Below are 21,760 nucleotides of genomic sequence, written 5' to 3' on the forward strand. Positions count from 1 at the left end.
CGCAACGCGCTTCATTTCTGGGAGAAGAACATGGCGGGTTTGCCGAGCACGGCGCGCGTGGTGATCATCGGAGGTGGCGTCGTCGGCACCTCCTCGCTCTATCATCTCGCCAAAGCGGGCTGGACCGACTGCGTGCTCCTGGAAAAGAACGAGCTGACATCGGGCTCGACCTGGCATGCCGCCGGCAATGTGCCGACCTTCTCCTCGTCCTGGTCGCTGATGAACATGCAGCGCTATTCGACCGAGCTTTACCGCGGGCTGGCCGACGCGGTCGACTATCCCATGAATTACCACGTCACCGGCTCGCTGCGCCTTGCCCATACGAAAGAGCGCATGCGGGAATTCCAGCGCGCCAAGGGCATGGGCCGCTATCAGGGCATGGATATCGACGTGGTGGGCGTCGACGAGATCAAGCGCCGCTATCCCTTCATCGAGACGCACGACCTGAAGGGTGCGCTCTATGACCCGAGCGACGGCGACATCGACCCGGCGCAATTGACCCAGGCGCTGGCCAAGGGCGCGCGCGACCTGGGTGCGAAAATCATCCGCTTCTGTCCTGTCACCGGCGTGCGCCGCGAGAAGGACGAATGGGTGGTCACCACGCCGCAGGGCGAGATCCGCTGCGAGATCGTTGTCAACGCCGCCGGTTACCGTGCCGCCGAAGTCGGCCGGATGTTCGGTCGCGAAGTGCCGATGATGGTTATGAGCCATCAGTACATATTGTTCGAGGAAATCCCCGAACTCGCCGCCTGGTCGAAGGAACAGGGCAAGAAACTGCCACTGCTGCGCGATGTCGATACGTCCTATTACCTTCGCCAGGAAAAGGCCGGCATGAATCTCGGCCCCTATGAGCGCAATTGCCGCGCGCATTGGGCTGATCGCAACGATCCGATGCCGGAGGATTTTTCCTTCCAGCTCTTCCCCGACGATCTCGACCGGCTGGAACATTACCTGGCAGACGCCGTCGCCCGCGTGCCGATCCTGGGTACGGCCGGCCTGTCCAAGGTCATCAACGGACCGATCCCCTATGCGCCGGACGGCAATCCGCTGATCGGCCCCATGCCCGGCGTGCCCAACGCCTTCGAGGCCTGCGTCTTCACCTTCGGCATCGCCCAGGGCGGCGGCGCCGGCAAGGTGCTGGCCGAATGGATCACCCAGGGCCAGACCGAATGGGATATGTGGTCCTGCGATCCGCGCCGTTTCACATCTTTCGCCTCGGCGCCGGACTATTGCGTCGCCAAAGGTATGGAAATCTACGGCAATGAATACGCCATCCAGTTCCCGCGCCATGCCTGGCCGGAAGGGCGCGACCGCAAGCTTTCGCCGATCCACGATCGCGCAAAGGCGCTCGGCGGTCGCTTCGACGCCTATAATGGCTGGGAACGCGCCACCTGGTACGCGCAACCCGGCGACGACATTTCCGAGGAAGCAACACTGACCTTCCGTCGCGACGGACCCTGGCAAGAGCGCGTGCGCGAAGAATGCCTGGCCGTGCGCGACGCCGCCGGCATCCTCGACCTGCCCGGCTTCTCGCGCTTCAACCTCGAAGGCCCAGGCGCCGCCGAATGGCTGAGCCTGCAGGTCACCGGCCTGGTGCCGAAGCCCGGCCGCATCGGCCTTGTCTATTTCGCCGACGACAAGGGCCGCATCGTCACCGAAATGTCGGTCGTTCGCCACGGCGATGACGAGATGACGCTGATCACCGCGGCGGTCGCGCAATGGCATGATTTCGAATGGCTGAAATCGCGCATGCCCGGGGATGCGGCCTTCACCCTGACCGACCGGACCGAGGACTATTCCACCCAGATCCTGGCCGGCCCCAATTCGCGGAAAATCCTGGCCGATGTCTGCGACGCCGATCTCACTCTGCCGTGGCTGACACATCAGGAAACTGAGATAGCCGGCCGCTGGGCCAAGCTCGTTCGCGTCTCCTTCGCCGGTGAACTCGGCTGGGAAATCCACACCAAGACCGGCGACACCGCCGCCATCTTCGACGCCATCTGGGCCGCCGGGCAGAAGCACGGGCTGAAACCGTTCGGCATGTACGCGCTGGATTCGCTCAGGCTGGAGAAGGGCTACCGCACCTGGAAGGGCGATCTGTCGACCGACTATTCCATCCTGCAGGGCGGGCTCGAGCGCTTCGTGAAATGGGAGAAGCCCGATTTCCGGGGCAAGGCCGCGCTTCAGAACGAGAAGCAGCAAGGCGTGAAGAAGCGCTTCGTCACGCTGGTCGTCGAAAACCCCGGCGATTGCGACGCGCCCTACATGTCGACGCTGTGGCATGGCGGCGAGATCGTCGGCGAGACCACGTCAGGCGGCTGGGGCCATCGCATCGACAAGTCGATCGCGCTCGGCATGCTGCGGATGGATTTGACCGAGCCCGGCACCTCCGTCGAGGTCGAAATCTTCGGCGATCGTTTCCAGGCGGTCGTGCAGAAGGACGAGCCGCTCTGGGATCCCAGAAACGAGAGGCTGCGCGCATGAAGAATGTAATCCTCACCGATGGCGGCATGGGCCAGGAACTGGTCCGGCGCAGCAGATCCGAGCCGACGCCGTTGTGGTCGGCCAGGGTCCTGATCGACGAACCCGATCTGGTGCGCGACCTGCATGCCGAATTCATCCGCGCTGGCGCGCGCGTCATCACCATCAACACTTATTCCGCGACACCTGAACGCCTGGCGCGCGAGGGGGCCGAGGACCTGTTCAAGCCGTTGCAGAAGCGCGGCATCGAATTGGCCAGGCAGGCTTGTGACGAAGCCGGCGAGGCAGCGATCGCCGGCTGCCTGTCGCCGCTTTTCGGCAGCTACGCGCCGGCGCTGACCATCTCCTACCAGGAGACGCTCGACATCTACCGCCGCATCGTCGCCGAGCAGGCGGATGGCGTCGATCTGTTCCTCTGCGAAACCATGGCCTCTGCCGATGAGGCGCGCGCGGCCGTCACCGCGGCATCGGAAAGCGGCAAGCCGGTCTGGGTGTCGTGGACGCTCGCCGATCACGGCGCGCCGCGGCTGCGCAGCGGTGAAACAATAGCCGCCGCGGCAAGCGCGCTCGATGGCCTGCCGATAGCGGCGCGGCTGCTCAACTGCTGCCGGCCGGAAGCGATCGCCGCCGCCTTGCCTGAACTGATCGACCTCGGCGGCCCGGTCGGCGCCTATGCCAATGGCTTCACCTCCACGGAGGCGCTGAAGCACGGCGGTACCGTCGATGTGCTGCACGCCCGCCACGACCTCGGCCCGGACGCCTATGCCGAGCAAGCGATCGGTTGGGTGCAGGCAGGTGCCGACATCGTCGGCGGCTGCTGCGAAGTCGGCCCCGCCCATATCGCCGCACTGCGCGGCGGGCTCGAACAGGCCGGCTACCAGATCTCGGGAGTTCAATGATGCCCAGACCATCGTCTCGCATTTCCGGCATCGTGCCTTCGGGCAAGGATGGCTGGGAGGTTCATTTCGCCGCCTGGACCCGCAAGGAAGCCGGCGAAGACATCATCATGCTGTCGGTCGGCGACCACGATTTCGACACGCCTTCGCAAACGATCGAGGCCTGCGTGACCGCGGTTCGCGGCAGCAACCACCACTACACCCCGCTTCCCGGCCTGCCGCGCCTGCGCCAGGCGATGGCGGCCGCCTCCAGCGCCTGCACCGGCGTCGAGACGACGCCTGATCAAGTCATCGCCACGCCGGGCGGCCAGGCCGCCCTCTATGCGGCCGTGCAGGCCGTTCTCGACCAGGGCGATCACGCCATCGTGGTGGCACCCTATTATGCCACCTATCCCAACACGTTCAGCGCCGCCGGCGCCAGTTTCACCGTCGTCGAGACGCCGGCCGAGGATGGGTTTCAACCCCGCGCCGACATGATCCGCGCGGCCCTCAAGCCCAACACGCGCGCCATCCTGATCAACACGCCGAACAATCCGACGGGTGCGGTCTATTCGCGCGAGCGGCTGGAACAGTTGGCCGAAATCTGCAGGGAGCACGATCTCTGGCTGCTGTCGGACGAGGTCTACTGGACGCTGGGCGGCGGCGAGCATGTCTCGCCGCGCTCGCTGCCCGGCATGGCCGAGCGCACGCTGGTCATCAATTCCATGTCCAAGAGCCATGGCATGACCGGCTGGCGCATGGGCTGGCTGACCGGTCCGCAGGATATGATCACGCTGCTCATCAACCTCAATCTGGTGACGACCTACGGCCTGCCGGCCTTCATCTCGATCGCCTGCGCCGAGGCGCTGGAGAACCGTTACGGCGTCAAGGAGATCGCCGAGCGATACGCGGCGCGCCGGACCGTCCTGCTGGATGCCGTGCGCGGCATGAACAATGTCAGTGTGCGCGGTTCCGAAGGCGGCATGTATGTCATGCTCGACATATCGGATGTCGAACCCGACGACGAAAAATTCGCCTGGGCCCTTCTCGACCAGGAGAAGGTCGGCGTGATGCCCGGATCGAGCTTCGGCGAAGCCGCCGCCGGCCACATCCGCATCAGCCTCTGCCAGCCCGAGCCCGTACTGCAGGAAGCGGCCGCCCGACTGCGCCGTTTTGCTTCCACCTATCGCCGCGAGGCCGCATGACCAAGACCGTCCCGACCAAGGCTCGCGCGGTCATCATCGGCGGCGGCGTTTCCGGTTGTTCTGTCGCCTATCACCTGGCCAAGCTCGGCTGGACCGACATCGTGCTCCTGGAACGCAAGCAACTGACCTCGGGCACGACCTGGCACGCCGCCGGCCTGATCGGCCAGTTGCGCGGTTCGCAGAACATGACACGGCTGGCGAAATATTCGGCCGACCTCTACGTCAAGCTGGAAGCCGAGACCGAGGTTGGCACCGGCATGCGCCAGGTCGGTTCGATCACCGTTGCGCTGACCGAGGAGCGCAAGCACGAGATCTATCGGCAGGCATCGCTGGCGCGTGCCTTCGACGTCGACGTGCGCGAGATTTCGCCGAGCGAAGTCAAGCAGATGTATCCACATCTCAACGTCTCGGACGTCGTCGGCGCCGTGCATCTGCCGCTCGACGGCCAGTGCGATCCCGCCAACATCGCCATGGCGCTGGCCAAGGGCGCGCGCCAGCGCGGCGCCGCCATCGTCGAGAATGTGAAGGTCACCAAAGTCCATACCAGAAATGGCCGCGTTACCGGCGTGTCGTGGGCGCAGGGTGACGAACAAGGCATGATCGAGGCCGACATCGTCGTCAATTGCGCCGGCATGTGGGCCCGCGAACTCGGTGCCCAGAACGGCGTCACCATTCCGCTGCACGCATGCGAGCATTTCTATCTCGTCACCGAGCCGATCCCCGGCCTCTCACGCCTACCGGTGCTGCGCGTTCCGGATGAGTGCGCCTACTACAAGGAAGACGCCGGCAAGATGATGCTCGGCGCCTTCGAGCCGGTGGCCAAGCCCTGGGGCATGGACGGCATTCGTGAGGATTTCTGCTTCGACCAATTGCCCGAGGACATGGACCATTTCGAGCCGATCCTCGAAATGGGTGTCAACCGCATGCCGATGCTGGCCACCGCCGGCATCCATACCTTCTTCAACGGCCCCGAAAGCTTCACGCCTGACGACCGCTATTATCTCGGCGAGGCGCCGGAATTGCGGGGCTACTGGATGGCGACCGGCTACAATTCGATTGGCATCGTCTCCTCGGGCGGCGCCGGCATGGCGCTGGCGCAGTGGATCAATGACGGCGAAGCGCCGTTCGACCTCTGGGAAGTCGACATCCGCCGCGCCCAGCCGTTCCAGAAGAACCGCCGCTATCTCAGGCAGCGCGTCTCCGAAACGCTCGGCCTGCTTTACGCCGACCATTTCCCCTATCGGCAGATGGCGACATCGCGCGGTGTGCGCCGCTCGCCCCTGCATGAACACCTGAGGGCGCGCGGCGCCGTGTTCGGCGAGGTCGCCGGCTGGGAGCGCGCCAACTGGTTCGCCCGCGAGGGGCAGGAGCGCGAATACCGCTATTCCTGGAAGCGGCAGAATTGGTTCCACAACCAGCGCGAGGAGCATCTGGCGGTCCGCAACAAGGTTGGCCTGTTCGACATGACCTCGTTCGGCAAGATCCGCGTCGAGGGCCGCGATGCCTGCGCTTTCCTGCAAAGGCTGTGCGCCAACGATATGGACGTGGCGCCGGGCAAGATCGTCTATACCCAGATGCTCAACCAGCGCGGCGGCATCGAGAGCGACCTCACCGTGTCCAGGCTCTCGGATACGGCCTACTTCCTCGTCGTGCCGGGCGCCACGTTGCAGCGCGACCTCGCCTGGCTGCGCCGACACGTAGCGGACGAGTTCGTGGTCATCACCGATGTCACGGCGGCCGAAAGCGTGCTCTGCCTGATGGGTCCGGATGCGCGAAAGCTGATCCAGAAAGTCAGCCCCAACGACTTCTCCAACGAGAACAACCCGTTCGGCACGTTCCAGGAGATCGAGATCGGCATGGGGCTGGCCCGCGCCCACCGCGTCACCTATGTCGGCGAACTCGGCTGGGAACTCTATGTCTCGACCGACCAGGCCGCCCATGTCTTCGAGGCGATCGACGAGGCGGGTGCGGATGTCGGTCTGAAACTCTGCGGCCTGCACACGCTGGATTCCTGCCGCATCGAAAAAGCCTTTCGGCATTTCGGCCACGACATCACCGACGAGGACAATGTGCTGGAAGCCGGCCTCGGCTTCGCGGTGAAGACCGCAAAGGGCGAGTTCATCGGCCGCGATGCGGTCTTGAAGAAGAAGGAAGCCGGATTGAACCGCCGGCTGGTCCAGTTCCGGCTGAAAGACCCGCAGCCGCTGCTCTTCCACAACGAAGCGATCCTGCGCGACGGCAAGATCGTCGGCCCGATCACCTCGGGCAATTACGGCCACCATCTCGGCGCTGCGATTGGGTTGGGCTATGTGCCCTGCCAGGGCGAGAGCGAGGCGGATGTACTGGCCTCATCCTATAAGATTGAGATCGCCGGCGAGCGGTTCGCGGCGGAAGCCTCGCTGAAGCCGATGTATGATCCGAAAGCGGAGCGGACGAGGATGTAGCGTTCTTACCCTCCCCCTTGTGGAGGGTCGGCTCGCGGTCGGAGCGAAGCGAGGATTGCGAGCCGGGGCGGGGGTGCGCCCTACGAGGACCCCACCCCGCTTCGCAAAAGCCGCTTTGCGGCATTTGCTGCGCGACCCTCCCCACAAGGGGGAGGGTAAGTCCCTCAAAACCGCTCCAGCTTCATCCGTACCTTCGCCAGAAACGCCGCCCGCGTCTTTGGCGTCGAGGCGTCCATCAGATAATGCGCCAGGAAGAACGTCCTGCACCGTCTCGCGCACAGCGCCCGCATGCCGCGCAGCAAGGTCTTGCGTCCGGGCTGGCCGACGACGACGCTCCACCAGGTCGGCGCGCCGCAGGTGGTGATGACACCGACCTTGCTGACATGCGTCATCAGCGATGTGATCCGCCCCTTGCCCGCCGGCAGTTTGAAGGCGACGTCCGTCGCCCAGACCCGGTCGAGCCAGCCCTTCAGCATCGCCGGCAGCCCGTACCACCAGGTCGGATAGACGAACAGGATCGCCTCGGCCCAGGCGAGCAGCCCGAAATGCGGCTTTAGCGCCGGGTCCTGCGGCGCCTGATTGTTGTAAGTGCGCCGCTCGTCGCAGCCCATCACGGGATCGAATTTCTCGGCATAGAGGTCGAGCAGCCGCACCTCCCAGCCCCTTGCCTTGAGCACATCCAGAGCGGTGTCGCGGATTGCGGCGCAAAAACTTTCCGGCACCGGATGGCAATAGACCACGAGGACCCGCATCAGAATGCATCCATGCTCGCCGCCACCTTCGTCATGAAGGATTTTCGTGTTTGGTCGGTCGACAGGTTCATCGCGTAATGCGCGAGGTAAGTCACCGGCGCGCCGGGCTTTACTGTGGCGCGCAGCATGCGCTTGATCAGCTTGCGCGGCGGATCGCCCATCACAATGGCGCGGAACCGGCTGCCGCCATAGGTGGTGACCGCCGCGACCTTCCTGATATTGTGCAGCGACGGTTGCACCTTGCCGTCGACCAGCTTGAACGACACGCCGGGCAGAAAGACACGGTCGAAGAAGCCTTTCAGGATTGCGGGGAAGCCGTAATTCCAGACCGGATAGGAGAGCACCAGCGCCTCGGCCCGCAGCAAGCGCCCGACATAAGGCGCTGCCGGATCCTCGGGGCCGCGCTGGTTGTGATAATCCAGCCGCTCCTGGCGCACTAGCCGCGGGTCGAAATCCTCGGCATAGAGGTCGCAGTCATCGACATTATGGCCCGCCTCCATCAGCCGCTCGACGATCAACCGGTGCAGGCCGGCATTGAAGCTGGTCTCGACCGGGTGGGCGTAGAGCACGAGGATGTTCACGGGACAACATCCCGCAGGTCAGCGCGAGGCACCCCCCTCTGCCCTGCCGGGCTTCTCCCCTTCAAGGGAGGAGATTGGCCATCGCTTCGACTTTCGCCAATCACCAATGCTGGAGTGGATTCGAGGCGTCGAAACAGCTGATCTCCCCCCTTGAAGGGGAGATGGCCGGCAGGCCAGAGGGGGGTGGACGCGCGCAAACCTCTCCTCATCCCACCCTCTGCAGCCCCTTGAACAGGAAGGTCCTTCCGGATCGATAGTCATAGTCCGGATTTTCCCAGGCGATCATCTTGCCGGGGTTGAGCAGGCCTTGCGGGTCGGTCTCGCGCTTGAAAGCGAGCTGCACGGCATCCGTCTGCTTCATGCCGCCCTCCTCCAGCGTGTAGCGGTGCGGGTTGAAGATCGGGCAGCCATTGTCCTCGTGCAGGCGCACGATCTCGTCGAGCCGCGCCTCGGTGGTGAATTTTACCAGCGGCAGGCCGAAACAGGTGATGTTGCCGTCCAGCCGCACGAATTCGAGATGCGAGAACACTTCGCCCGGAAACATCGCATCCATCTTCTCGACCAACGCCAGCTGATTGGGAAAAGGATAGAGCGACTGCAGATAGGTGATGTCGGGATCGACGCGCAGTGCCCTCAGCGTGGTGTGGTTCCAGGCCAGCTCATAGGCCGGCGGCAGGCCCTTTTTCTCCTCCGGCGTCGCCGTCGCGGCGTTGAAGATCACCTCGCCGCCGGGGCGCCGGGTGAAGGCGAGGAATGCATCCAGCCCATGCTGCGCCACCATGACGACGCAGATGCTTTGCCCTTCCCTGAAAAACTTCTGGTGCCGCTTGAAATAGAGCTGCGGCACCGGTGCGGCGATCGGCGTGATCAGCTTGGTCAGGATGCCGTCCTGGCAGGCCAGCGCATTGCCGTAGCGTGCCGCGTCCATGAAGGCATCGAAGCCGACAATGACGTCGACCCACTCATAGGCCGCGGTCAGCGGCATCTCGACTTCCGTGATGATGCCGTTGGTGCCGTAAGCGTGGGTCACCTTATGCAAGTCCTCGCCGGTGAGTTCGAGCGCCTTTGGCTCGGCCTCCATCGTCACCACGCGCAGGCGCAGCACATTGCCGAAATCGCGCAACCCGCCGAAATTGATCGAACCGACGCCGCCCGAGCCGCCGGCAATGAAACCGCCGATCGAGGCAGTGTTGTAGGTCGAGGGCGAGAGCCGCAGCTCCTGCCCGGAATGCGCGCGCGTGGCCTTGTCGATATCGGCCAGCACCGCGCCCGGCCCGGTCACCACGCGCCCCGGCGCGATCGACTTTATCTCGTTCATCTCGGCAAGATTGAGCACCACGCCGCCCGACAATGGCATCGCCTGGCCGTAATTGCCCGTGCCGCTGCCGCGCGGCGTCACCGGCACGCCATGCCGGTGACAGGCGGCGAGCACACGGATCAGCTCGGCCTCGGTCTTCGGCGTCACGATCAGGTCGCCGGTGACATGGTCGAGCTGCTGTTTCAACACAGGGCTGTACCAGTAGAAGTCACGGCTCTTCTGCTGGACGATGGCCGGATTGTCGTCGAGTTTCAGCCCGTCGAGATCGCGTTTGAGCGCCGAAACGTCCATCATTCCACCATCAGTTCGTCGAGTTCGGCATAGTCGGGCAACTGCCGCTCGATCGCACGGCCGCCGCGCACGACGATGCGATCCGATTCGGGGCGTGACAGCAATTCCGTCCAGCTTCGACCTTTGAACAGGATGAAATCGGCATCGCCGCCGGCGGCAAGCGTGCCAAGCCCATCAAGCCGCATCACCTTGGCCGGCGTCGCGGCGACCGCTTGCGGCCAGTCGGCGACCGGATGATCGAAATGCAGGATGCGCGTCGCTATGCGGTAGACCTCCAGCATGTCGAGATCGCCATAGGCATAGAAGGGGTCGCGCGTGTTATCGGAAGCGACGGCGACAGGAATGCCCCTCGCCTTCATCTCGTGCAGCAGCGTCACCCCTCGCCAGCGCGGCGTGGTCTGGTCCCCGCGCCGATCCTGCAGATAGAGATTGCACATCGGCAGCGACACCACCGCCAGCCCGGCCTTCGCCACCTTGTCCAGCGTGTCCAGAACCTCGAGGTCGAGCTGCCGCGCCAGCGAGCAGCAATGGCCGACGAGGATCTTGCCCTCGAAACCGTTCCAAAGTGCGGCCTCGGCGATCTTCTTCAGCGAGATCGCCGCGATGTCGTCGGTCTCATCGGCATGGAAATCGAGATCGAGCCCATGCTTGATCGCTTGCGCGAAGACATGGTCAAGCAGTTCCTCCAGATCCGGCACCATATAGGTGACGACGCCCAGTACTCCCTTGGCGGCTGCGACCCGTTTCGCCAGCCTGTCGAACCATTTCTTGTCGCGCACGCCCTCTATGCCGAGCAGGCAGGCGCCCTGCAACTCGATGCGGCCGCGCCATGCCTCGCGCATCGTCTCGAACACCGGCCAGGAGATTTCCTCCTGCGGCGCGACGCTGTCGAGATGGGTGCGCAGCGCTTTGGTACCATGCGCATAGGCCGAGCGCAGCGAGAAATCCATGCGCTTTGCCAGGTCCTCGGCGCTCCAGCGCGAGACGCGGTCGGCGCCGGCGGCGTTGAGCGCGCCCATGAAGGTGCCGTCGGGATTGGGCTTTCGCGGCCAGATGTGGCCCTTGTCGATATGGGTATGGCAGTCGACGAAGCACGGCAAGACGATGCGACCGGCAAGGTCGATAGCCTCCGTCGGCGCCTTCGCTTTGCCATGCACCGCAATGCTGGAGATCTTGCCGTCTGCAATAGCAACGTCGGCCAGCGTGAAACCGTCATTGTCGTAGGTTGCGACAAGGCCCGACGTCAGTGATCGATGAAGGCGGGCGTTGGCGAGCTGGTATGAAGCTGAGTTCGGAATCAAGGCCTTACCGCTCCTGCTTCAGTGCGCTTTCGTGCCAGCGCCTGAGGATAAGATGCGAAATCAGCGACAGCACGAGAAAGATCAGGATGCCGGTCAGCGAGATCAGGAAGAGCGCCGCGAACAGCCTTGGCGCGTTGAGCCGGTAGCCGGCCTCGATGATGCGCGAGGCGAGCCCCGACGACTGGCCGGTGGCGCCGGCAACGAACTCGGCTACCACGGCGCCGATCAGCGACAGGCCGCCAGCGATCTTCAGCCCACCGAGAAAATACGGCATCGCCGCCGGCAGCCTGAGATAGCGCAACTGCTGCCAGCGCGTCGCGCCATTGAGCTTGAACAGGTCGCGCAGATTGCGGTCGACCGAATTCAGGCCGAGCGTGGTGTTGGACAGGATCGGGAAGAAGGCGACGATCCAGGCGCACAGCAGAAGCTTGGTCGTCTGGTTGTTCACGTAGATGTTAATCAGCGGAAAGATCGCCACGATCGGCGTCACCTGCAGCACGATGGCGAACGGGAAGAACGACATCTCCACCCATTTCGATTGCGCGAACAGCACCGACAGCCCGACGCCGCCGATGACGGCCAAGGCCAGGCTGAGGAAGGTGATGCGCAAGGTGACCAGCAGCGAGGAGAACAGCAGGCCGGCATCGTTGTGGAGCGTCTGCAGCACCACGCCGGGGCGCGGCAGGATATATTGCGGGATCTCGTTCCACACGCAGATGCGGTCCCACAGCCAGATCGCCAGGATCATGATCGCCAGCGGCAGCACCCAGCGGCCGACCCGCTCGAGCCGCTCCTGGCGCACGCGGCGCGCTTCCTCGGGGTCGAGTTTCAACGTGCCGTCAATGACCGTCATGATGCGGGCCCGCTGTTGAATTGATGGCATTGACCAGCACGTCGGATGCCTGACGGCAAAGGGCTGCATAGTCGGGCGAGGTGCGAAATGCTTCGTCGCGCGGATAGGCCGCCTCGATGGCGAGTTCGTCGAACACCCTGCCCGGCCGCGCCGCCATGACGACGACCCGGTTGGATAAAAACACACTTTCGAAGACGCTGTGGGTGACGAAGACGACGGTGAAGCGTTCGTCCTGCCAAAGCTCCAGCAGATCGTTGTTGAGCTTGAAACGGGTGATCTCGTCCAGTGCTGCGAACGGTTCGTCCATCAGCAGCACACGCGGCTTGGTCACCATGGCGCGCGCGATCGAGACGCGCATCTTCATGCCGCCGGACAGTTCCCGAGGCACGGCGTCCTCGAAACCGGTCAGGTGCACCCGCGCCAGCATTTGCGTGATCGCCGGGGCGGCCTTGGCGCGGGAAATGCCTTTCAGCCTGAGCGGCAGCCAGACATTGTCGAAGACGCTGGCCCAGGGCAACAGCGTCGGCTCCTGGAAGACGAAGCCGATGTTGGCGCGGTCGAGCGAACCGCCGCCGCGCCAGTCAAGCAGGCCGGAGGTCGGCGTCGACAGGCCGGCGATCAGCCGCAGCGCCGTCGACTTGCCGCAACCGGACGGCCCGAGCAGGCTGAGGAAATCGCCTTCCCTGATCGTCAGGTCGACGTCGCTCAGCGCCGTCACGCCGTTGGAAAACACCTTGCCGACGCCGCGCAGCGCCAGCAAGGTCGGAGCGACGTCCGATGCCGGCGCTCGCGCCACCTTTTCCCCTATCATGCTCAGGCTGGCCTATTTCTTCAGGTCGAGCCCGACGCTCTTGTTGACGAAGGCCAGCGTGTAGGCCTTCGAAATGTCGATGCCTTCAGGCGTGACCTTGGCCTTGACCATCTTGTCATAGAAACTCTTGATGCGCGCGTCGGTCATGGCGCCGATGCCGAGTTTCTCGGTGTCGCCGGAATCGGCAAGGCCGAACTTCTTCATCTGCCCGATCGAGAAAGCGATCTGCTCGTCGCTCATGTCAGGATTGTCTTTCTTGATCATGTCGTTGGCGGCCTTATTGTCGCCGTAGAGGTACTTGTACCAGCCCTTGGCCGAGCCATCGACGAAGCACTGGACCACCTCCGGCTTCTTGTCGATCGTGTCCTGCATCACCTCGATCGTCGTCGAGTAGGTGTCCCAGCCATAGTCGGCGAGCAGGAACTGGTTCGGCACGAAGCCGCCTTCCTTCTTGACCGCGAACGGCTCCGAGGTGACGTAACCCTGCTGGATCGACTTCTTGTTGGCGAGGAAGGGAGCGGTGTTGTAGGTGTAGGGCGCGCGCTTGGCGGCGTCGAAGCCGAGTGCGGTGACCATCCACTGGAAGAAGGTCTGCACGCCTTCGTCACCCAGTATGTATTGGTCGGCGTTCTTCAGGTCTTCCCACTTGTCCAGCCCCTCGCCGGGATGGGACATGATGACCTGCGGATCTTTCTGGAAATCGGCCGCCACCACGCGCATCGGAATGCCTTGCTGGACGGCATCGAAGGCCGACAGCAGATTGCCGCCCATGTAGAAATCGATCTTGCCGGCCAAAAGCATCGGCCGGCCGCTGACCTGCGGACCGCCCTGCATGATGGTGACGTCGAGGCCGCAGGCAGCATAGGTGCCGTCCGCCACGGCCTGATAGTAACCGCCATGTTCCGGCTCGGCCAGCCAGTTGGTGCCGAAGGTAACTTTTTCATTCGCCGCGGCACCCAGCGTGCTGGCGGCAAGCAAGGCCACCACCGCTACCGAGATCTTCTGTTTTGCGTACATCGACAACCACCCTTTGTTTGCTCCGGCGCCACGCGCCAGGCTCGACACCGAAGATTCAAGAAGCAAGACACATGCCACCGGCGTCACGCGCCGGAACCCGCCCGCCTGCACCACAGCCATCTGCGAAAGCCGGAAAGGTCGTGCTGCACCGAAGGCATCGTGCCTATTTTTTGAACGCCTGTCCACAATCGCACCGGCAACATGCACCGCCATCTTGAAGCTGTGATGCGTCCCGCCTTAGGCTGACGGCATCCAGGAGATTGCCATGTTCAGATTCCTCACCCCGAAGTCGATCAAGCCGCCCTTCGCCCGCTATAGCCACGGCGTCGAAGTGCCGGCGGGCAAGCGGCTGGTGCTGTGCTCGGGTCAGGTGGCGATCACGGCGGACGACCAGATTCCCGAGGACGCCGGCGCCCAGGCCGAACTCTGCTTCCGCAACATCGAGGCAATCCTCGGCGAGGCTGGGCTGGGGCTCGGGGACATCGTGCGCATCAACGCCTATGTCACCGACCGCGCGCATCTTCGGCCCTATATGGATGTCCGCGACAGGCTGTTTTCGAGCCCCGCGCCGGCCTCGACGCTGATGATCGTTTCCGGCTTTGCCCGCCCCGAATTCAAGGTCGAGGTCGAGGTCATCGCGGCTGGGTGATCGACAGCAGGCCTGTGCCGCGCTAGGTCTCACCGTTCATCGAAGAGGCATGACATGACCGCTGCAAAAAGACGCGTCTGCTGGGGCGACTACCGGACCACGGAATACGCCTCGATCGATCCGGAGGCGACGATCGCCGTTCTGCCGGTGGCGGCGATCGAGCAGCATGGACCGCATCTGCCTGTCTCGACCGACACTTCGATCATGAACGGCATGCTCGACACGGTGATCGCCCGCCTGCCCGACGATCTCGACATCCGCATCCTGCCGGTCCAGGCGGTAGGCAAGTCGAACGAGCACCTGCATGCGCCGGGCACGCTCACCTTGCCGGCAACGACGCTGGTCGAGGCCTGGACCGAGCTTGGCGTGTCAATCGCCCGCGCCGGGGTGCGCAAACTCATCGTCGTCAATTCGCATGGCGGCAATGAAGAGATCATGGGCATCATCACGCGTGAATTGCGTGTGCGCGAAAAGATGCTGGCGGTGAAGACGAGCTGGCAGCGTTTTGGCCGTCCGGCCGGCATGTACACCGAACTCGAGGACCGCCACGGCATCCATGGCGGCGATGTCGAGACCTCTTTGATGCTGCATTTCCGGCCCGACCTCGTCGACATGGGCAAGGCCGATAATTTCGTTTCCAACGTCGCCGTGGCGGAGAAGGAGTTTTCGCTGCTGCGCCACACCGGCACCCATGCCTTTGCCTGGATCGCCAGTGACCTTAACCCCAATGGCGTGGTTGGCGACGCCAGCATCGCGACATCGGAAAAAGGCAGGCTGACGGCAGAGCATCAGGCCGACGGTTTCATCAGCCTGCTCAGGGATGTGCGCAAGGCGAAGCTCGCCGACTGGCTGAAGTAACTAGAGCAATTCCAGGAAAAGTGAGCGGTTTTCCCGGGAAAAGCGCGTAGCGCTTTCCCTTGGGAATTGCGTCAGAACAAAGCGTTAGAGTGGTTCGCCGTTTCCATGAAACGGTGAAACGCTCCAGCCGTCTATATCAAGCGCGAACGGCGTGCCTTCGAAGGCGTCGGCGCCGCGCCCGATCGACTGGATCGCCTCGATCATCCGGCCGTTGCGATCCAGCAGCGCGTCGGCCACGGCAATGAGCCGTGGATTGGGTGTCGCCGAGGGCGACAGCGCCCGCAGCGTCCAGGCCAGTTCGGCCTCGTCGCGTGTCGGCGCCAGAGCGGCGGCGATGATGTAGGCCGAAGCGGTCGAGCGGCTGATGCCGGCATAGCAATGCACGACCATGGGCTTCGCCCGGTCCCAGCGGCGCGCGAAATCGAGCACGTCGCGGACATGCTCCTCGCCAGGCATGGTCATGCCTTCCTGCGCCACCGCTATGTCGTGCATGACCAGATGCAGATGGTTTTCCCGGACAATCGAGGCCGGTCGCACCACCTCGGTTCCGGCGGCGAGCAGCGACAGCATGCGGTCGGCGCCGGTCCTTGCCACCGTTTCCTCGACCTTTGCCAGCGAGCAGACATGGATCATTGCTTCGAGCCCTTCGATTGATCCTCGCGCCGCGCCGCCCATTCGGCAAGGGCGGATTCGAGCCGCTGCCATTCCAACTCGCTCCCCGGCAGGCCGGCCCGCAACACCAATGGCCGATCGTTGAAGTGGCGAAGCAGAATGCCCCTCTCGCCAAGCGCCGAAAACAGGCCGGCGACATCCGGAAGACTGATATAGCGGAACAGCGTGGTGCCGCCCACGACCGGCACGCCGAAACGGCCGAACAATGCGTCCAGCCGCGCGGCTGCCTCGGCGAGCGATGCCCGCATCGCGTCCTGCCAGCCAATATCGGCAAGCGCGCGAATGCCATAGTCCAGCGCTGGACCGGCCACTGCCCACGGCCCGAATTGCCTTTCCAGCAATTCCACCGTTGGGCGATCGGAAAGCGCGAAGCCAAGCCGCAGGCCGGCCAGCCCAAAGAACTTGCCGAAGGAACGCAGCACGACAAGCCCGCCTTGATCGACGTCGCCGGCGAGGCTGTGCTGACGCGGGCCGACATCCATGAAGGCCTCGTCGACGACCAGCAGCCCGCCTCTGGCGCGCAGCCCGGCGGCCAGCGCCAGCAACCGGTCGCGCTCGATGACGCGCCCATCCGGGTTGTTCGGATTGACGATGATCGCAAGGTCGGCATCCGCCAGCGCGGCAAAATCGCTGACTTCGCTCACCTGGTGCCCGGCGATCGCCGCGGCGCGCGCATGCTCGGCATAGGTCGGCCCCAGCACCAATGCCTTGCCGGGTCTCACCAGCGAGGCCACGCGCGGCAGCAGGATCTGCGTGCCGGGCGCCGCGACGACATTGGCCGGCGACGGTGAGCCATAGGTACTGGCCGCGATCTCCGTCAACTCCCGGGTCCGCCCCGCTTCCGGCAATCGCGACAGCGAGGTGGCGGGCAGGTCGAAAAGCGGGTAGGAGTGCGGGTTGATACCGGTCGAAAGGTCGACGAACGGCAGAGGAGCGTTGGGGAAAAGCGCCCTCGCCCGGCCAAGACTCCCACCATGGTCCACCCCTCCATCAAGAAGCTTCATGTCAGTCCTGATCGCTTTCCTGTCTTTGGCCGTCGAATTCGTCCTGGGTTACCCGGACTGGCTCTTCCGCGCCATCGGCCATCCGGTGACGTGGTTCGGCAGGCTGATATCCTTTCTCGACTTGAGGCTCAACCGCGCCACTGATCCCGACGCGTTGCGTCGCCAACGTGGCGTCCAGGCGCTGCTGGTCATCGTGCTGGTGCCGGCGGTGATCGGCCTTTGCGTGCAGCTTGTCCTGCTCTGGTTCGTTCCGCTGGGGTTTTTCATTGCCGCCCTTCTGGCGACATCGCTGCTATCGCAGAAGAGCCTCTACGATCACGTCGAGGCCGTGGCCGACTCGCTCGAATCGGGCGGCCTCGCCATGGGCCGGGTCGCCGTCTCGCGCATAGTCGGCCGCGATCCCGAAGCGCTCGACCGCGCCGCCGTCTGTCGCGCGGCGATCGAGAGCCTGGCCGAGAATTTTTCCGATGGCATCGTCGCCCCCGCCTTCTGGACCGGTGTTGGCGGACTGGCCGGCGGCGCTGCCTACAAGGCGGCCAACACCGCCGATTCGATGATCGGCCACCGCACCCCGCGCCACGAGGCTTTCGGCTGGGCGGCGGCGCGCTTCGACGACTGGATCAACCTGCCTGCCTCGAGGCTGACGGCGCTGCTGGTCGTGCTGGCGGCTTTCCTGGTCAAGGACGCCGATCCCCGCAGTGCCTGGCAGGCGGTATGGCGCGATGCGAAAAAGCACCGCTCGCCCAATGCCGGCTGGCCGGAAGCGGCCATGGCCGGCGCGCTTGGCCTGGCGCTTGCCGGGCCACGCAGCTATGGCGGCATCGTGGTCGATGACGTCTTCATGGGCGAAGGCGGCTGCCGCGACGTCGACAGCGGCGACATCAGGCGGGCGCTGAAACTCTACCGCATCGCCGATTATTTGCTGATCGCGTTGTTCGCCGTGGTTTCGGTCATCGCCGTTCTTGCGTTCTAGAACTCGATCCCCTGCTGCGCCTTCACGCCTGCCGAAAAGTGATGCTTGGTCACGCCCATCTCGGTGACCAGATCGGCCGCCTCGACCAGCGCCGGCTTGGCGTTGCGGCCGGTGACGACGACATGTAGACCCTCGCGCCGCGCCTTCAGCGCCGCAACCACCTTGTCGAGATCGAGATAATCATAGCGCAGCGCGATGTTGAGTTCGTCGAGTACGACAAGGCTGATCGAGGGATCGGCGATCAACTCCAGCGCCTTGGTCCAGGCGGCCTCCGCGGCCGTGATATCGCGCTTCAGATCCTGCGTCTCCCAGGTAAAGCCCTCGCCCATTGCGTGCCAGACGACGCGGTCGCCGAAAGCGGCAAACGCATCCTTCTCGCCAGTGTGCCATTTGCCCTTGATGAACTGCACGACGCCGACGCGCTTGCCGTAGCCAAGCATCCGCAGTGCCAGGCCGAAGGCGGCCGTGGTCTTGCCCTTGCCCGGACCGGTGTTGACGATCAGCAGGCCCTTTTCGACCGTCTTGCTCGCCACCTCGGCGTCCTGCACCGCCTTGCGCTTGGCCATCTTGGCGCGATGGCGCTCTTCGTCCTTGTTGTCGATGTCGGTCATGTCACTTCACCTTCAGCGGCAGCCCCGCCACCATCAGCAGAACAATATCGGCGATCGCCGCGACCTGCTGGTTGAGCCGGCCGGCGTCATCGCGAAAACGGCGCGCCAGGGCATTGTCCGGCACGATACCTTGCCCGACTTCGTTGGAGACCACGAACCATGTGCCGCGCGGCCGCGACAGCACATCCGCCAGCCGCCGGCACTCGGCGCCGACGTCGCGATCGGCCAGCATGTGATTGGTCAGCCACAGCGTCAGGCAATCGACCAGCACCGGCTGGTTGTCGGGCAAGGCATCGAGGGTGCCGGCAAGGTCGAGCGGCGCGTCGATGGTCGTCCAGCCTTCGCCGCGCCGCGAGCGGTGCAGCGCGATGCGCTCACGCATTTCGTCGTCATAGGCTTGCGCGGTGGCGATATAGGTCCACGGTGACGGCAACGCCGTCGCCAGGATTTCGGCATGCGCGCTCTTGCCGGAGCGCGCGCCGCCAATGATGAAGGTCAGCTTGTTGCGGTCAGGCAAAGCTGTCGCGCAGGCTGGTCGCGGTGCCGGTGAAGCGTCCGCGCACGACGCCGACGACGGCGCCGAGCACCAGCCAGAACACCAGATTGGTCAACGTCACCGCAACCACGAACTGGTGGTGCAGGCCTTCCGGGATCGGCGTCTCGAAGCTGTCGGGCTGCGGCGCACCGACAATGTGCGGAGCAACGATCAGCGCCACGGCAAGGATGGCCAGCGGCAGCGACTTGCGGAACGCGATCAGGCCGAGCCCTATGGCGGTCGCGATCACCGTCGCCACCCACCAGATCTGGCGCTGGGTGAGGTCGGCCGCCGGCATGGCCGGCAGTTCCGGCGGCAGACCGAGACCTGGCGCCAGTGTGAAGATGGCAAAGCCGGCAAGACCCCAGAACACGCCCTGGCGCCAATTGCCGATGCCGCCGGCGAATTCCGAAACCGCGACCAGGATCAGCGCAAAGCCGATGCCGGTGACGACATTGGACACGACGTTGAAGGCAAAGCGCTCGAAGCCGTCGGCCGGTGCCCAGCCTTCGTCTTCGGCCGGAGCGGCGGCTGCGGCCGGCACCGGGGTGGCGGCGCTCATGGCGTTCGATGCCGCCGGTGCGGCGGAGCTCGTGGCGTTGCCCCCGGCGGCCTCAGTTGGCGCCGCCGGTGCGGCGGCATGGTCATGGCTATGGCCGCCTTCGGCCTGCTCGTAGACTTCCGCCTTGAGGATCAGCGGCACGGTGGCATAGGCCTGCATGCAGGCGAGGACGACGCCGGCCACGAGCCCTGCGATCGCCGCGATGAACACGACGTTGCGAAACAGATTCATGACGTCAGATCCTCGTCAGTGGCAGGGAAAAGCCATCGAATGCCGGTTGTCATGACCTGCATTGTGGACCGCATCGATATGCGAGAAGCCGACAAAGCCGATGATGAACGTGCCGAGCAACGCGGCGAGCGCCAGCTGCATGAAGCGCGACTGCGAGGAGACGGAGGTGCCGAGGGAGACGGAAGCGGTATTCATATCTTGTCCTTTCACCCTCCACCCGAGGGCCTGTCAGTTTTGCCGTCGTCGGCAGGTCTCCTGGCTCACGGATCAGCGCCCTTCCCCACCTTCCCGAAGACGAATCTTCAGTGGCATATGGAGAGGACTACCGCATACAGTTGCGGGGGCAGCCACGGCATTGGGCAAGAATTTCGCCCGCACCGCATTCCCTCTTGGCTCCAAAACGGAACCGACGACTGCATGACTATAGGGAAAATCACGACACGCGGCAAACCAAATTCCGCCGGCAAACAGCGCGATTGCGCCATGCCGTCTCCGGGCACGCCAATTGACATTTCTCCTGGTCGGGTGTCGGCTGGCCGCTTCACAGGAAGCCAGCCATGCAGCCCATTGCCGGCGAGCGCGCCCCTTACAATGGCCTGACCCAGGCCGAACCGACCCTGCCCTCATCGGCCTATTGGGACGGTGAGAGCTACCAGCGCGACCTCGACGCCATCTGGTACAAAAACTGGCTGCTCGTCTGCCGCGAGGCCGATCTGGCCCAGCCGCTGGCCTTCCGCCGGTTCCGCGTCGGCACGCAGGACATCCTCGTGCTGCGCGACGAAACCGGCGCCTTGCGCGCCTTCCACAACACCTGCCGCCATCGCGGTTCGCAGCTTTGCCAGGAGAGCGAGGGCCGGCTGAAGGCCCGGCTGATCACTTGCCCTTATCATGCCTGGTCCTATTCGCTGCGCGGCGACCTCGTGCGCGTGCCGTCGAAATCGCTGCCGGACGGCTTCGACAAGGCCGACCATCCGCTCTACCGCGTCGCGCTCTCGGTGTGGCGCGGCTTCGTGTTCATCAATCTGCAGGAGGGTGCGGCGGGCTCGGCGCAGGCATCCTTCGATGCGGCCTCCGGCAATCTCGACAACTGGCCGCTGGAAACTCTGGTATCGGCCCATGTGCTGCGCAAGGTGATGCACTGCAACTGGAAGATCTTTTGGGAGAACTTCAACGAGTGCCTGCACTGCCCGGGCGTCCACAAGGACCTGTCGCGGCTGGTACCGATCTATGGCCGCGGCCTGATGAGCCGGCACGACGATCCCGAATGGACGCGCCACGCCGACAATGACGCGCCGGAGTTTTCCGGAGGCCTGCGTACCGGCGCCGAGACGTGGTCGCGCGACGGCAAGACGCATGGGCCGGTCTTTTCCGGGTTGACGCCGGCCGAACGCGCCGCCGGCCAGACCTACGCCACCAGCCTGCCCTCGATGTTCATCGTCAGTCATGTCGACTATGTCAGGACTGTACGCCTGGTGCCGCTCGGTCCCGAACAGACGGAGCTTATCGCCGAATGGCTGTTCGCGCCCGAGGCGCTGGCCGCGACCGACATCGACAACATCGTCGCCTTCGGCACACAGGTTTTGGAAGAGGACGCCGCCATCTGCGAAGTCAACCAGAGGGGCCTGCGCTCGATGCGCCACCAGGCCGGCGTGCTCATGCCCGAGGAGTATGACCTGCACCGTTTCCACAACTGGGTGCGCGAACGCCATGCGGCGCTTGCACCGAAGCCATGATCC

21 protein-coding genes and 1 riboswitch are annotated in these 21,760 nt (G+C 64.4%); of the genes, 8 read left to right on the top strand and 13 right to left on the bottom strand.

Annotated elements, in window-relative coordinates:
- Positions 1-30: 30 nt before the first annotated feature.
- Genes FJ546_RS10860 through FJ546_RS10875 form a run of 4 tightly spaced genes read left to right on the top strand, consistent with a single transcriptional unit; the run spans position 31 to position 7,005 of the window.
- On the top strand, positions 31-2,484 hold the full coding sequence (locus tag FJ546_RS10860; protein WP_140889333.1) for an FAD-dependent oxidoreductase: 2,454 nt from the start codon (positions 31-33) through the stop codon (positions 2,482-2,484).
- Entirely contained in the window at positions 2,481-3,380 is a 900-nt protein-coding gene (locus FJ546_RS10865; protein WP_140889334.1) for a homocysteine S-methyltransferase family protein, read from the top strand. The genes FJ546_RS10860 and FJ546_RS10865 overlap by 4 nt, the downstream gene beginning before the upstream one ends.
- Positions 3,380-4,561: a pyridoxal phosphate-dependent aminotransferase gene (locus tag FJ546_RS10870; protein WP_140889335.1), complete on the top strand. Its 1,182-nt coding sequence runs from the start codon at positions 3,380-3,382 to the stop codon at positions 4,559-4,561. Before FJ546_RS10865 ends, FJ546_RS10870 begins: the two co-directional genes overlap by 1 nt.
- The gene (locus FJ546_RS10875; protein ID WP_140889336.1) at positions 4,558-7,005 is read left to right on the top strand and encodes an FAD-dependent oxidoreductase; all 2,448 of its coding nucleotides are present in this window, start codon (positions 4,558-4,560) and stop codon (positions 7,003-7,005) included. The genes FJ546_RS10870 and FJ546_RS10875 overlap by 4 nt, the downstream gene beginning before the upstream one ends.
- A gap of 164 nt (positions 7,006-7,169) precedes the next feature.
- Here FJ546_RS10875 and FJ546_RS10880 read toward each other — a convergent pair whose 3' ends face one another.
- From FJ546_RS10880 to FJ546_RS10915, 7 genes are all read right to left on the bottom strand, one after another.
- A complete protein-coding gene (locus FJ546_RS10880) occupies positions 7,170-7,757 on the bottom strand; it encodes an NAD(P)H-dependent oxidoreductase (RefSeq protein WP_140889337.1) in 588 nt (195 codons plus the stop codon).
- Positions 7,757-8,338: an NAD(P)H-dependent oxidoreductase gene (locus FJ546_RS10885; protein ID WP_140889338.1), complete on the bottom strand. Its 582-nt coding sequence runs from the start codon at positions 8,336-8,338 to the stop codon at positions 7,757-7,759. The genes FJ546_RS10880 and FJ546_RS10885 overlap by 1 nt, the downstream gene beginning before the upstream one ends.
- A 205-nt stretch (positions 8,339-8,543) precedes the next feature.
- On the bottom strand, positions 8,544-9,947 hold the full coding sequence (locus tag FJ546_RS10895) for an FAD-binding oxidoreductase (RefSeq protein ID WP_140889560.1): 1,404 nt from the start codon (positions 9,945-9,947) through the stop codon (positions 8,544-8,546).
- The gene (locus tag FJ546_RS10900; RefSeq protein WP_140889339.1) at positions 9,947-11,248 is read right to left on the bottom strand and encodes a cytosine deaminase; all 1,302 of its coding nucleotides are present in this window, start codon (positions 11,246-11,248) and stop codon (positions 9,947-9,949) included. The genes FJ546_RS10895 and FJ546_RS10900 overlap by 1 nt, the downstream gene beginning before the upstream one ends.
- A gap of 4 nt (positions 11,249-11,252) precedes the next feature.
- Positions 11,253-12,101 carry an ABC transporter permease gene (locus FJ546_RS10905; RefSeq protein ID WP_140889340.1) on the bottom strand — a complete coding sequence of 283 codons (849 nt, stop codon included), beginning with the start codon at positions 12,099-12,101 and terminating at the stop codon, positions 11,253-11,255.
- Complete coding sequence (locus tag FJ546_RS10910) at positions 12,088-12,912, bottom strand: ABC transporter ATP-binding protein (protein WP_140889341.1); 825 nt, start codon at positions 12,910-12,912, stop codon at positions 12,088-12,090. The genes FJ546_RS10905 and FJ546_RS10910 overlap by 14 nt, the downstream gene beginning before the upstream one ends.
- Before the next feature lie 12 nt (positions 12,913-12,924).
- Positions 12,925-13,929 (bottom strand): ABC transporter substrate-binding protein, encoded by a 1,005-nt coding sequence (locus FJ546_RS10915; RefSeq protein ID WP_140889342.1) that lies wholly within the window; start codon positions 13,927-13,929, stop codon positions 12,925-12,927.
- A 265-nt stretch (positions 13,930-14,194) separates the two neighbouring features.
- Here FJ546_RS10915 and FJ546_RS10920 point away from each other — a divergent pair, with 265 nt between their 5' ends.
- Both FJ546_RS10920 and FJ546_RS10925 read left to right on the top strand, forming a co-directional pair.
- Positions 14,195-14,578: a RidA family protein gene (locus FJ546_RS10920; protein WP_140889343.1), complete on the top strand. Its 384-nt coding sequence runs from the start codon at positions 14,195-14,197 to the stop codon at positions 14,576-14,578.
- A gap of 54 nt (positions 14,579-14,632) precedes the next feature.
- A complete protein-coding gene (locus tag FJ546_RS10925; RefSeq protein ID WP_140889344.1) occupies positions 14,633-15,436 on the top strand; it encodes a creatininase family protein in 804 nt (267 codons plus the stop codon).
- Between the two features lie 84 nt (positions 15,437-15,520).
- Here the strand turns inward: FJ546_RS10925 and FJ546_RS10930 are convergent, their stop codons facing one another.
- Both FJ546_RS10930 and cobD read right to left on the bottom strand, forming a co-directional pair.
- Positions 15,521-16,069: a tyrosine phosphatase family protein gene (locus tag FJ546_RS10930; RefSeq protein ID WP_140889345.1), complete on the bottom strand. Its 549-nt coding sequence runs from the start codon at positions 16,067-16,069 to the stop codon at positions 15,521-15,523.
- Complete coding sequence (cobD, locus tag FJ546_RS10935) at positions 16,066-17,112, bottom strand: threonine-phosphate decarboxylase CobD (RefSeq protein ID WP_140889346.1); 1,047 nt, start codon at positions 17,110-17,112, stop codon at positions 16,066-16,068. Before cobD ends, FJ546_RS10930 begins: the two co-directional genes overlap by 4 nt.
- On the opposite strand from cobD, the gene cbiB reads away from it, so the two are divergent.
- Positions 17,111-18,085 (top strand): adenosylcobinamide-phosphate synthase CbiB, encoded by a 975-nt coding sequence (gene cbiB / locus FJ546_RS10940; protein ID WP_140889347.1) that lies wholly within the window; start codon positions 17,111-17,113, stop codon positions 18,083-18,085. The genes cobD and cbiB overlap by 2 nt on opposite strands.
- Here cbiB and cobO read toward each other — a convergent pair.
- Genes cobO through FJ546_RS10960 form a run of 4 tightly spaced genes read right to left on the bottom strand, consistent with a single transcriptional unit; the run spans position 18,082 to position 20,219 of the window.
- The gene (cobO, locus tag FJ546_RS10945) at positions 18,082-18,696 is read right to left on the bottom strand and encodes a cob(I)yrinic acid a,c-diamide adenosyltransferase (protein WP_140889348.1); all 615 of its coding nucleotides are present in this window, start codon (positions 18,694-18,696) and stop codon (positions 18,082-18,084) included. The two genes, cbiB and cobO, sit on opposite strands and share 4 nt — an antisense overlap.
- Position 18,697: 1 nt before the next feature.
- Positions 18,698-19,213, bottom strand: a complete 516-nt coding sequence (gene cobU, locus FJ546_RS10950; protein WP_140889349.1) for a bifunctional adenosylcobinamide kinase/adenosylcobinamide-phosphate guanylyltransferase — start codon at positions 19,211-19,213, stop codon at positions 18,698-18,700.
- The gene (locus tag FJ546_RS10955; protein ID WP_140889350.1) at positions 19,206-20,024 is read right to left on the bottom strand and encodes a CbtA family protein; all 819 of its coding nucleotides are present in this window, start codon (positions 20,022-20,024) and stop codon (positions 19,206-19,208) included. Before FJ546_RS10955 ends, cobU begins: the two co-directional genes overlap by 8 nt.
- A gap of 15 nt (positions 20,025-20,039) precedes the next feature.
- A complete protein-coding gene (locus FJ546_RS10960; protein ID WP_140889351.1) occupies positions 20,040-20,219 on the bottom strand; it encodes a CbtB domain-containing protein in 180 nt (59 codons plus the stop codon).
- A 32-nt stretch (positions 20,220-20,251) separates the two neighbouring features.
- Positions 20,252-20,450, bottom strand: a riboswitch (cobalamin riboswitch).
- 131 nt (positions 20,451-20,581) lie between these two features.
- Between FJ546_RS10960 and FJ546_RS10965 the strand changes: the two genes are divergently transcribed.
- Positions 20,582-21,757 carry an aromatic ring-hydroxylating dioxygenase subunit alpha gene (locus FJ546_RS10965; RefSeq protein ID WP_140889352.1) on the top strand — a complete coding sequence of 392 codons (1,176 nt, stop codon included), beginning with the start codon at positions 20,582-20,584 and terminating at the stop codon, positions 21,755-21,757.
- Positions 21,758-21,760: the final 3 nt, after the last annotated feature.

Source organism: Mesorhizobium sp. B2-4-19 (assembly GCF_006441315.1).
GTDB lineage: Bacteria > Pseudomonadota > Alphaproteobacteria > Rhizobiales > Rhizobiaceae > Mesorhizobium.

What these genes read in the sequence shown, in the direction of transcription:
- FJ546_RS10860 (WP_140889333.1), top strand. Translation starts at nt 31, where the DNA reads ATGGCGGGTTTGCCGAGCACGGCGCGCGTGGTGATCATCGGAGGTGGC.
- FJ546_RS10865 (WP_140889334.1), top strand. Translation starts at nt 2,481, where the DNA reads ATGAAGAATGTAATCCTCACCGATGGCGGCATGGGCCAGGAACTGGTC.
- FJ546_RS10870 (WP_140889335.1), top strand. Translation starts at nt 3,380, where the DNA reads ATGCCCAGACCATCGTCTCGCATTTCCGGCATCGTGCCTTCGGGCAAG.
- FJ546_RS10875 (WP_140889336.1), top strand. Translation starts at nt 4,558, where the DNA reads ATGACCAAGACCGTCCCGACCAAGGCTCGCGCGGTCATCATCGGCGGC.
- FJ546_RS10880 (WP_140889337.1), bottom strand. Translation starts at nt 7,757, where the DNA reads ATGCGGGTCCTCGTGGTCTATTGCCATCCGGTGCCGGAAAGTTTTTGC.
- FJ546_RS10895 (WP_140889560.1), bottom strand. Translation starts at nt 9,947, where the DNA reads ATGGACGTTTCGGCGCTCAAACGCGATCTCGACGGGCTGAAACTCGAC.
- FJ546_RS10905 (WP_140889340.1), bottom strand. Translation starts at nt 12,101, where the DNA reads ATGACGGTCATTGACGGCACGTTGAAACTCGACCCCGAGGAAGCGCGC.
- FJ546_RS10910 (WP_140889341.1), bottom strand. Translation starts at nt 12,912, where the DNA reads ATGATAGGGGAAAAGGTGGCGCGAGCGCCGGCATCGGACGTCGCTCCG.
- FJ546_RS10915 (WP_140889342.1), bottom strand. Translation starts at nt 13,929, where the DNA reads ATGTACGCAAAACAGAAGATCTCGGTAGCGGTGGTGGCCTTGCTTGCC.
- FJ546_RS10920 (WP_140889343.1), top strand. Translation starts at nt 14,195, where the DNA reads ATGTTCAGATTCCTCACCCCGAAGTCGATCAAGCCGCCCTTCGCCCGC.
- FJ546_RS10925 (WP_140889344.1), top strand. Translation starts at nt 14,633, where the DNA reads ATGACCGCTGCAAAAAGACGCGTCTGCTGGGGCGACTACCGGACCACG.
- FJ546_RS10930 (WP_140889345.1), bottom strand. Translation starts at nt 16,069, where the DNA reads ATGATCCATGTCTGCTCGCTGGCAAAGGTCGAGGAAACGGTGGCAAGG.
- cbiB (WP_140889347.1), top strand. Translation starts at nt 17,111, where the DNA reads ATGTCAGTCCTGATCGCTTTCCTGTCTTTGGCCGTCGAATTCGTCCTG.
- cobD (WP_140889346.1), bottom strand. Translation starts at nt 17,112, where the DNA reads ATGAAGCTTCTTGATGGAGGGGTGGACCATGGTGGGAGTCTTGGCCGG.
- cobO (WP_140889348.1), bottom strand. Translation starts at nt 18,696, where the DNA reads ATGACCGACATCGACAACAAGGACGAAGAGCGCCATCGCGCCAAGATG.
- FJ546_RS10955 (WP_140889350.1), bottom strand. Translation starts at nt 20,024, where the DNA reads ATGAATCTGTTTCGCAACGTCGTGTTCATCGCGGCGATCGCAGGGCTC.
- FJ546_RS10960 (WP_140889351.1), bottom strand. Translation starts at nt 20,219, where the DNA reads ATGAATACCGCTTCCGTCTCCCTCGGCACCTCCGTCTCCTCGCAGTCG.
- FJ546_RS10965 (WP_140889352.1), top strand. Translation starts at nt 20,582, where the DNA reads ATGCAGCCCATTGCCGGCGAGCGCGCCCCTTACAATGGCCTGACCCAG.